This window comes from Corynebacterium sp. UBA4397 (assembly GCF_002390965.1).
Classification (GTDB): Bacteria; Actinomycetota; Actinomycetes; order Mycobacteriales; family Mycobacteriaceae; genus Corynebacterium; species Corynebacterium flavescens.
The window spans coordinates 1-9329 of sequence record NZ_DGRD01000002.1; the positions used below are offsets into that span (position 1 = coordinate 1).

At 60.5% G+C, this 9329-nt stretch carries 7 protein-coding genes; all 7 read right to left on the reverse strand.

Annotation, left to right across the window (positions count from 1 at the left end; all coding sequences use genetic code 11):
- Nucleotides 1–1044, reverse strand: a 1044-nt coding sequence (locus B2696_RS00915) for an IS30 family transposase (RefSeq protein WP_286953391.1), incomplete at its 3' end; no start/stop codon positions are given.
- A 65-nt stretch (nucleotides 1045–1109) separates the two neighbouring features.
- The gene (locus tag B2696_RS00920; protein WP_286953393.1) at nucleotides 1110–3092 is read right to left on the reverse strand and encodes a hypothetical protein; all 1983 of its coding nucleotides are present in this window, start codon (nucleotides 3090–3092) and stop codon (nucleotides 1110–1112) included.
- A gap of 252 nt (nucleotides 3093–3344) precedes the next feature.
- Entirely contained in the window at nucleotides 3345–4748 is a 1404-nt protein-coding gene (gene lpdA, locus B2696_RS00925; protein ID WP_286953396.1) for a dihydrolipoyl dehydrogenase, read from the reverse strand.
- Nucleotides 4749–4760: 12 nt separating this feature from the next.
- The gene (locus B2696_RS00930) at nucleotides 4761–6353 is read right to left on the reverse strand and encodes a 2-oxo acid dehydrogenase subunit E2 (protein WP_286953399.1); all 1593 of its coding nucleotides are present in this window, start codon (nucleotides 6351–6353) and stop codon (nucleotides 4761–4763) included.
- A gap of 1 nt (nucleotide 6354) precedes the next feature.
- Nucleotides 6355–7371, reverse strand: a complete 1017-nt coding sequence (locus tag B2696_RS00935; RefSeq protein WP_075730543.1) for an alpha-ketoacid dehydrogenase subunit beta — start codon at nucleotides 7369–7371, stop codon at nucleotides 6355–6357.
- A gap of 17 nt (nucleotides 7372–7388) precedes the next feature.
- On the reverse strand, nucleotides 7389–8372 hold the full coding sequence (locus B2696_RS00940) for a thiamine pyrophosphate-dependent dehydrogenase E1 component subunit alpha (protein ID WP_075730544.1): 984 nt from the start codon (nucleotides 8370–8372) through the stop codon (nucleotides 7389–7391).
- Between the two features lie 250 nt (nucleotides 8373–8622).
- A complete protein-coding gene (locus tag B2696_RS00945) occupies nucleotides 8623–8985 on the reverse strand; it encodes a DUF488 domain-containing protein (protein WP_276623397.1) in 363 nt (120 codons plus the stop codon).
- Nucleotides 8986–9329 lie beyond the last annotated feature (344 nt).

Here is a 9329-nt window from a genome sequence, read left to right on the forward strand (position 1 = left end):
GAGCGCATCGGCCATCGCGGTCGCGCCGTGGCCGGCCAAGGCCGGCCCGTTTTTCACTCGCGGCTGCTGCCCGTAGCCTGCAAGTCGTGGCAGGTGCACCAGCAGCACAGAGCGGCTCTTGCGCTCGACGAGCGTGCCGATCGCGGACTGGTGTGTGCCGATGATCAGATCCCCCTCCCAATGTCCAGGCACCGCGCGGTCCGCCGCTTCGGCGGGACGCTCGGAGATGACGACATCGTCTGTGACATGGCCTTGTGGCTTGTTCCGTGAACGCCGTCGTGGTTTCCGCAGCGCTCGACCAGTGCGTAGACACGTGACGAGCTCGCGCTTGAGTGCGCCGCGCCCCTGGATGAACAGTGACTGGTAAATCGCTTCGTGGCTGATCCGCATGGCACCATCATCAGGGAAATCAACTTTCAGCCGGTGCGAGATTTGTTCCGGGCTCCAACCCGTGACCCATTGACGGTCCTCTCGGTGTGGCTTGTTTCGTCCCTTCCAACGCGGTGCATCGGGCCCCTGAGCTACCGTCCCGTCCGGCAGGCTGACGCTGCCCTCAAGGCGTTGTTGCACATAGTCACGCAGCGCGGTGTTGGTCACCAGTTTCGCTTGTTTGGGCCGCTTGGCCGCAGACTCGGCCTTCCACTGCGCAACGGAAGCCCGGTACTCCACTTCCCCGGCACGGGTCGCGGCGTTTCGCCGCAGTTCCCGGGAGACTGTCCCGGGATCGCGTCCGAGTCGTCGGGCGATCTCACGGACGCCGACATTTTGAACGTGTAACAGCGCGATCTCTTCACGCTCAGCAAAGCAGAGATAACGGCCAGCAGCTGGAGCAAGATCTAGTGGAGGCATACCTCCAGCATGGCGAAACCACCGCGTACCCACCGGTGCTGACACACCAACAGCAACCGCGGCATCCTCGCTCGTAAGCCCATCAGCGATCTGTACCCAGAATGCCCGCTCGACCTCACGTCGCGGGGGCGGGCGCCCCGGAGAGCGCATCGGTTGTCGCACTGCTCGATCCGCATCCGCCTGACGACGTAGCATCACACACCTCCATGTCATCGAGGTGTTGCGACGACCAGTTGAATCCGCCCCCCTATCAATCGCCACTATTCCACCGGCACGTGAATGGTGTACCTGATTCCGTGCTCGGCGAGATAATCAAACATCTCAGGAGAGCCACCAAGCTGCCCCGAGTGCGCACTGGGGTAAAAGTGCCAGTGGGAGCCCGCGATGTCCCCTGCCGCTATCAGCGCCACATCGGTATCGATGCGGGCCTTCACCGCATCATTCAGGCCAACATAGCCCACATTTGCTTCGTAGAGCACGCCATCAGCAAGGACATCTGCAGCTCGCCTATTATTGCCGCACTCCTCGCCACAGGCAGCAGAGGGAACCCGGACCCCAGCTTCAATTTCTGCTCTAGCCTTGTCCACATCCTCTCTCGACAACTGTCCCCAGGTTGTCCCGAAGATGCCTCCGAAGAACCGCTTTACGGACCTCCACCAGGACTTCTCGCGGCTCTCTATCACGTCCTCGATAAGTCGCCTTTCAGCACTTTCACGGTCGGCGAGAAACACGGAAGCCTCTCCGCTGTGGTGCGCCTCTTGCTCCATCGCAGCTCCCAGAGCATCAAGGTCAATGCGTCCGCTACTCTGTAGATGAAGCATCCCTTCTCCGGAAGCCCCCTTTTTGAGGTAGTCATCCCAGCTCTTCCACACTTTGCCCGAGACAGCAATTCTAGAGTCTTCCGGTATCATCCCAGACGTCGAAACGAATCTGCCAGCAACTGCGCGGAGCTCTGGATGCTGCTCAATAAATGCCTCTAGTTTCTCCAAATACTCCTTGAGATTAAAGCCTGCTTTAATTATTTTCTTAGCAATTCCCACAGGGGTCAGCGGGAAAAATACACTCAGTAAATTCCTTCCGCTCCTCCGCAGAACTAGATCTATGATGCCTTCAATAATCTCACGAGCTTTGAAAATTAGTGACCCATTGCTTAACACAAGGGAGGAAAGTTGGCCCATCGTTGAAGTAACTTCTTCGCCACCATCTTTGCCATCCGCTCCCGACCAAAAACTTTTTACATACTCCCCAGCATCAAGACTTTGCTCGAAAAACAGTGGATCGAGGCCCTCGGATTCTCGGTTCTCCTCCTCGAACTTGTCATCCCTGCCATCCGCATCTGTATCAACGAGGAGAGGGCTAGTTCCAATGACGTTGACCTCGCGTCCATCCTCGATGCCATCACCATCGGTATCAACCTCATAAGGTTTGGCGCCTGAATTGAACTCATCCAAGTCAGTTAAACCGTCACCGTCCGAATCCACCACGGTGGGATCGGAAAAGCCATAGTATGCGGGCTTCGCATTTGGCTGGGCATCCGAATCCTCTAAGGAACTTGCGGCCTCTTCGCCGTCGAAAAGCAAATCCCCATCAGTGTCTGACAAGAGTGGGTCGGTAAAGAAGATCTTCCCCGCCCGGACCGACTTCCAGCCATTGACTTCTACACGATCCTCGAGCCCATCATCATCTGAATCCCGCTGCTGCGGATTCGATACAACAGCGTAGATCCCTTCGGACACGGTTCTCCCGATTTCGATAGAGTCATCGAGTCCGTCCTCGTCAGTATCGGCTTTCAGCGGACTACTGTTGTAGCGCCGGCCTTGCTCATCAGCCCAACCACGGACCTCTAGGAAGTCGTTGAGGCCATCTCCATCTGAATCAGCTTTGAGGGGGTCAGCCACGCCGGAATAGACCGCACTCGTTCCTTGATCAGGCAAGCGCTCGCCTGCCTCTTCGCCATCACTAAGACCGTCACCATCAGTATCGCTGTTACTAGCATCTGTAATGAACCGCTCTCCACGCTCTCCAATCCATCCAGTGATCTCCGTTTGATCAGCGATGCCGTCTCCATCACTATCAACGACACTAGGGTCACTGGCAGACTCCAGCGACCGGGGAACAACCACCAAAGCTCCGACCAAAACAAGCGTGAGAAGAACTACCACGCCTGCAGTCCAGTACCGCTTATGCATTAGTGCGCCACTGCCAGACTCTGCCGCTGGTAACCGGGCCTCATGTTTGCTCATCCAGAACCCTCAGCAGCTTTCTCGATCAGTAGTATTCAGGGAATTCAGAGAAAGATAACCATTTTCACAGCTAAATGCAATATTATTCCTTTGTCTTTACCCTAGGGGAGAAGAATTCTTAGACCGTGAACTGTCTAGTTGTCGAGCAGCATTCGATGAAGGCAACTGAATAACGAAAAGCACAGGCCTCGCATCACGCGCTGCCTGTGTTTCGGTTTCCTCAGCCTAAGAATCCCCGCCCGAGTTGTCTTATTACTGATTCAAGGGCTTACCCAATGCATCGAGGGCGGCCTCCTGGATGGCCTCGGAGAGCGTCGGGTGCGCGAATACCACGTGCCCGATATCCTCGGCGGTGCCTTCGAGCTCACGGAGCACGCCGAAGCTGGGCAGGAGTTCGGTGACTCCGGGGCCTACCAGGTGTGCGCCGAGGAGCTCGCCGGTGGTGTCGTCGAAGACGGCCTTGACCATTCCCTCGGCTGCTTCCATGCCGATGGCGCGGCCGTTGGCGGCGAAGGGCATACGCCCAACGGAGATGCTGTGACCAGACTTCTTGGCCAGCTCGCGGGCGGCAGCCTCGGTATAACCAAGGCTGGCTACCTCCGGGCGGGTATAGGTGGCGCCGGGGATCCAGTTGCGGTCCACTGCTTCAGCACCAGCCACGCCGGCCAGGTGCTCGACGGTGGCCACGGCCTCATGCGCCGCCTTATGCGCCAGGCAGGGTGGTCCAGACACATCGCCGATGGCATAGATGCCGGCGACGTTGGTCTTTCCCCACTCGTCGACGGCGATGAAGCCGCCACGCTCAGTGCGTGCCACGCCGAGTGCCTCCAAGCCGAGGTCTTCGACGTTGGGGACCACGCCCGCGGCCAGAAGCAGCCGGTCGGCGCGGAGTTCGGTGCGGGTACCGTCGCCTTCGACAAGCGTGGCGGAAACACCCGTGCCATCGCTGACAACATCCTCCAAGTGGGAGCCGGTATGAACGGCGATCCCGCGCTTGGTGAAAGCCTTGCGGACAACCCCAGAGATATCCGGATCCTCAACGGGAAGATTGTGCTCAGCCAACTCCACCAGGGTGACCTCGGCTCCGAAGTCGCGGTACATGCTCGCAAACTCGGAGCCGATGGCGCCTGAGCCCACGATGAGCAGGTGCCCGGGAACCTCGTCGGGGATAAGAGCCTGGGTACTAGTCCAGATGCGATCCCCATCGGGAACGATTCCGGGCAGGGCCCGAGGGCGCGCGCCGGTGGCCACGATGATGTGGTCGGCATCGATTGTCTCGCCATCCACGGTAACCTTGCCCTTAGCCGTGAGGGTAGCGGTGCCCACGAGGTGATCCACGTGATTCTTCTTGAGCAACCCCGCGACGCCCTGCGAGAGGCGGCCAGCTACTGAGCGGCTGAAGCCGACGAGTTTTCCAATGTCGAGGCTGACCTCGCCGGTGCTAAAGCCCAGCGAAGACGAGCTCGCGATGGTGTGCGCGGTCTCCGCGCCGTGGAGCAGCGCCTTGGTGGGGATACAACCCCAGTTCAGGCACACGCCACCGAGCTCGGCCTTTTCCACCACTGCGGTTTTCAAGCCCAGCTGCCCGGCGCGAATGCCGGCGGTGTAGCCGCCAGGACCTGCACCGATGATGAGAACGTCATAGTGCCTATTCATGACTACTCCTTATCAGACCAGTAGCAATTCGGGCGACTCAAGGAAACGCTTGAGTGCCGCCATGAAGCGCGCGGCGAGCGCGCCATCCACCACGCGGTGGTCGCTGGACAGGGTCAGCGCAAGGATGCTGTTCTCCACGATCTCTCCCCCAGCGCCTAGGCCAAGGCGCTTCTGTGCGGCGCCGACGGCCAGGATGGCTGCCTGCGGCGGGTTGATGATCGCGTCGAAGGAGCTCACCCCGAACATGCCCAGGTTGGAGATGGTAAACGTACCGCCCTGGAACTCATCGGGGACCAAGGTATTGGCCTTGGCCTTGGTGGCCAGTTCCTTGACCTCCGCGGAGATTTCGCGCAGCGACTTCTTGTCGGCCCCACGCACAATCGGCGTGATGAGGCCGGCGGGGGAATCGACCGCGACGGAGATGTCCGCGTGGCTGAACTCCAGAATGGTCTGGTTTGCCTCGTCGAATTGGACGTTGACACCCGGGACCTCGATAAGCGCGGCGGAGACGGCCTTGATGAGCATGTCATTGATGGACAAGTGCACGCCCGGAACCTTCTCGTTGAGAGAAGAACGCATCTCCAGCACGGCATCCAGGTTGACCTCGGAGGTCACCCTGAAGTGCGGCGAGTTGAGCTTGGAGGCCTGCAGGCGCTGGCCTATGACCTTGCGGACAGAGGACAGCGGCACGGACTCGAAATCCGGCTCCTCCAGCGCGGACACGCTAGTGCCCAGCGCCTGCGCTTCCGCCTCGAGCTTGAAGCGGCGAGCGGTGTCCTCGACGTCCTCCTTGGTCACGCGGCCATGGCGGCCGGTGGGGCGGGCGTCGAGCAGGTTGACACCCAGCTCGGCGGCGACGCGACGCGCGACCGGGGTGGCCAGCACGGTGCTATCGTCCCCAGTGGACTTGAGATGCACCTCGCCGCGCCTGGTGACGGGCTCGGGTACGGTTCCGCCTGCTGCGCGCACCGCGGAGTCAATATCTTCCACGGTCACGCGTCCCAGACGCCCGGTGCCGTCGATGCCGGAGAGGTCGATGTTCTCCTTGAGCGCTAGGCGCAGGGCGTGCGAGGTGGCACCCTCGAAGTCCTCGGGGGTGGATCCGCTCAGCGCGGCCGGGATGGAGTAGGACTGCGGCTTGGCGCTACTGCTTGCTGCGGTGGCTACTGCGGCTACGGGGCCGGGCGCTGCCACGGGGGCAGGTTGGCTCGGCTGCGGGCTCGGCGCCGCTTCTTTCTTGGCCGGTGCAGGCGCCGCGGCGGCGGGCTGGGGTTCTTGGCCCCCGCCGCTCTTCGCGGCATCCTCTGCTTGGCGCTTGGCGACGAAGGCGTCAATGTCTTCCTCGCTCACATCAGGATCGGCGCTGACGCCGATGATGTCGCCCACGGGAAGCTCCTGGCCGACGTCGGCGACGATGCGCCGCAGAGTGCCGTCGAAAGGTGCCTCTAGATCGTTGGCGATCTTCGTCGATTCGACCGTGACGAGAGGATCTCCCTGCTTGAAAGAATCCCCGATGCCGATGAGCCATTCGCCGACGACGCCGGTTTCCATGGTCATCCCCCAGTTGGGGATGTCGAGTGATTGAATCTTGCTGTTCGTGGCCATTTTATGCCTCCAAGAGTTTGCGCACGGAGGCCTCGATGCGTTCTGCCGAAGGCACCCAAAGCTTTTCCAGCGCGGGGGAGAAAGGTACGGGGGTAAGCGGAGGCGTGATCAGCTCAACCGGAGCCTTGAGGCTGTTGAAGGCCTTGATGGAGACCAGCGCGGCCACGTCCTGGCCGAAACCACAGCGTGCCGAAGACTCATCGACCACGACGACGCGGCCGGTGGATTGCGCCGACTCCACGATGGAATCCTCATCCAGCGGGGAGGTGGTGCGCGGGTCGACGACCTCGACCGAGATGCCCTCGGCGGCCAGCTTGTCAGCCACCTCGTTGGCGGTATTGACCAGCTTGGAGAGCGCCACGATGGTGACGTCGGTGCCCTCGCGGGTGTAGTTGGCCACTCCCAGCGGAATGGTATACGGCTCGTCGGGGACCTCACCCTTGACGTCATACAGCGCCTTGTGCTCACAGAACATAACCGGATCATCGTCACGGATGGACTGCAGGAGCAGGCCCTTGGCATCATAAGGATTCGAGGGCACGACCACCTTCACGCCCGCGGTGGAGGTGAAGATGTTATAAGGCGAATTCGAGTGCTGGCCGGCCGCGCCGACGCCGGCACCGATGATGCCACGCACGGTCAGCGGGGTGCGGGCACCGCCGCCGAACATGTAGCGGAACTTCGCCGCCTGGTTATAAACCTCGTCGTAGCACACGCCGAAGAAGTCCATGAACATCAATTCGGCGACCGGGCGCAGGCCAGTAACAGCCGCGCCGGCAGCCAGGCCGAGGATGGCGGACTCGCTAATGGGGGTATCGACAACGCGGTCGTCACCGAACTCTCCCCACAGGCCCTTGGTGACGTTAAAGACGCCGCCGAAAGCCTCGACATCAGGATCGGGGTTGGTGCCGCCCTTGCCGCCACGCAGATCCTCACCGACGAGGAATACGTTCTCATCCTCGCGGAGTGCATCGGCCATGGCCTCACGGATGGCTTCCCGGTAACTTTTCTTGCTCATTGCTCAAGCCCTTTCTTTTAGTAGCTCGCGTAGACGTCGGTGGTTAGTTCTTCAGGCTTGGGCCAGGGTGAGTTCTTGGCAAACTCGACGGCGTCTTCCACCTGTTGTTTCACTTCCGCCTCGATGGCGTCGAGCTCCTTGGCAGAGACCTTGCGCCCCACTTTCTGGCGGAAAATAAGCAGCGGATCGTTTTCTTCGCGCACTGCCTTGAGCTGCTCCGGGGTGCGGTAGAGTCCCGGGTCACCCTCGAAGTGGCCGAACCAGCGGTAGGCCTTGGCCTCGATGGCTGTGGGGCCCTCGCCGCGACGGCCGCGCTCGACGGCCTCTTGGGCGGCCTCGTAGACCGCGAAGAAGTCAGTGCCATCAACCTTGATGGCGGGCATGCCGAATGCTGCGGCACGGCCAGCGATGTCGCCGCTGCCGACTGCAAAGTCCGCACCGGTGGCCTCACCGAAGCCGTTGTTTTCAAAGACGAAGAGCGCCGGAAGCTTGAGCACCACGGCCATGTTCATCGCCTCGAAGATGGTTCCCTGGTTGGAACCGCCGTCACCGCTGAAGGCCACGCCGATGTTTCCCTGACCCTTGTACTTACCGGTGAAGGCCGCGCCGACTGCCAGCGGGCCAGCACCGCCGACGATGCCGTTGGCGCCTAGCATTCCCACGGAGAGGTCTGCAATGTGCATCGAGCCGCCCTTGCCGTGGTTGAGGCCGGTGGCGCGTCCGAAGATCTCCGCCATCATGCCCTTGAGATCGCAGCCCTTGGCAATGGAGTGGCCGTGGCCGCGGTGGGTGGAGCCGATGTAGTCGGTATCGCGCAGATTCTCGCAGACACCAACCGCCACGGCTTCCTGTCCTGCATAGAGGTGGATGAAGCCGGGAATGTCACCAGCTTGGTTCTCAATGTGTACCCGATCCTCGAACTCGCGGATCTCCACCATCTTGCGGTACGCGTGCAATAGCTGCTCTTTGGTGAGCGCTTGCGCTGCTGTCTTGCCAGCCATGTTTTTCCCTCCTAGGTACCTAAATCATGGGGGTCGACATAACTCAACACACATGATTGCGGCTTTGTGTTTGGTTTTGGTCCACCCCTGATTCTAGTTTCGCAATCGTTTGCAGCAATGGCGAAGAACACAAAAAAGCACGTACAGTGTCATAATTCACTGCACGTGCCCACACCCCCACAATGCGCAACCGCGGGAGCAGTACAAATCCGTTTGCGCTCCCCCGAGCACTCCGCGCCGGCTTACCCCCTTATTGGGAGACCTGCTCTTCGAGCCACTCCTTGAGCACCACCGCGTGGTTTATCTGGCGGTCCTTGGCCGCGAATAACAGCGTGAGATCCTCATGCGCCTGCTTGATAAGCTCCTTGAGCTCCGCACTGTCATTGGCATCAAGCTCCGCCTTATAGCGGCGGCTAAACTCCGGGAAACGCTCCTCCTCATGCCCGAACCACTTGCGCAGCTCCGGGCTGGGGGCCACGTCCTTGTACCATCCATCGAAGGTCAGTTTCTGCTTGGCGACGCCCCGCGGCCACAAGCGGTCCACCAGCACCGCTTCGCCCGCCACAGTATCTTCACCCTTGATGAGATCGTGCACCTTCACCGTCTTAATCATGGGTCCCAGGGTACTCAGAAATGACAAGAAGGAAGCCCCCCTCAATCAAGGGACAGCCTTATGAAAGGAGGACCGTAATTAAGTTATTCACCGAATCCGCGGGGTGATTTCCACTGTCGCTTTCCCCCACAACCTTCTCAGTTCAGCGTTGGTCGCTCACAGGAAGCTCGCTCTCCTTGCGCTGGGAATGGCTCTTTCCTCGTTTCCAAAACCATCCAGGTTACGATGAATGGCCTTGCTACCGCACTGCCAAGTTCTGGTTAGGCGGCCTGGCTGTGGATAACCGGGGTGGTGCGGGTGGGTTATCCACAGTTTCCTTGTTTGGTGCGGGTTGGGGATTGTCG

What these genes read in the sequence shown, in the direction of transcription:
- B2696_RS00935 (WP_075730543.1), bottom strand. Translation starts at nt 7,371, where the DNA reads ATGAGCAAGAAAAGTTACCGGGAAGCCATCCGTGAGGCCATGGCCGAT.
- B2696_RS00930 (WP_286953399.1), bottom strand. Translation starts at nt 6,353, where the DNA reads ATGGCCACGAACAGCAAGATTCAATCACTCGACATCCCCAACTGGGGG.
- B2696_RS00940 (WP_075730544.1), bottom strand. Translation starts at nt 8,372, where the DNA reads ATGGCTGGCAAGACAGCAGCGCAAGCGCTCACCAAAGAGCAGCTATTG.
- B2696_RS00920 (WP_286953393.1), bottom strand. Translation starts at nt 3,092, where the DNA reads ATGAGCAAACATGAGGCCCGGTTACCAGCGGCAGAGTCTGGCAGTGGC.
- B2696_RS00945 (WP_276623397.1), bottom strand. Translation starts at nt 8,985, where the DNA reads ATGATTAAGACGGTGAAGGTGCACGATCTCATCAAGGGTGAAGATACT.
- lpdA (WP_286953396.1), bottom strand. Translation starts at nt 4,748, where the DNA reads ATGAATAGGCACTATGACGTTCTCATCATCGGTGCAGGTCCTGGCGGC.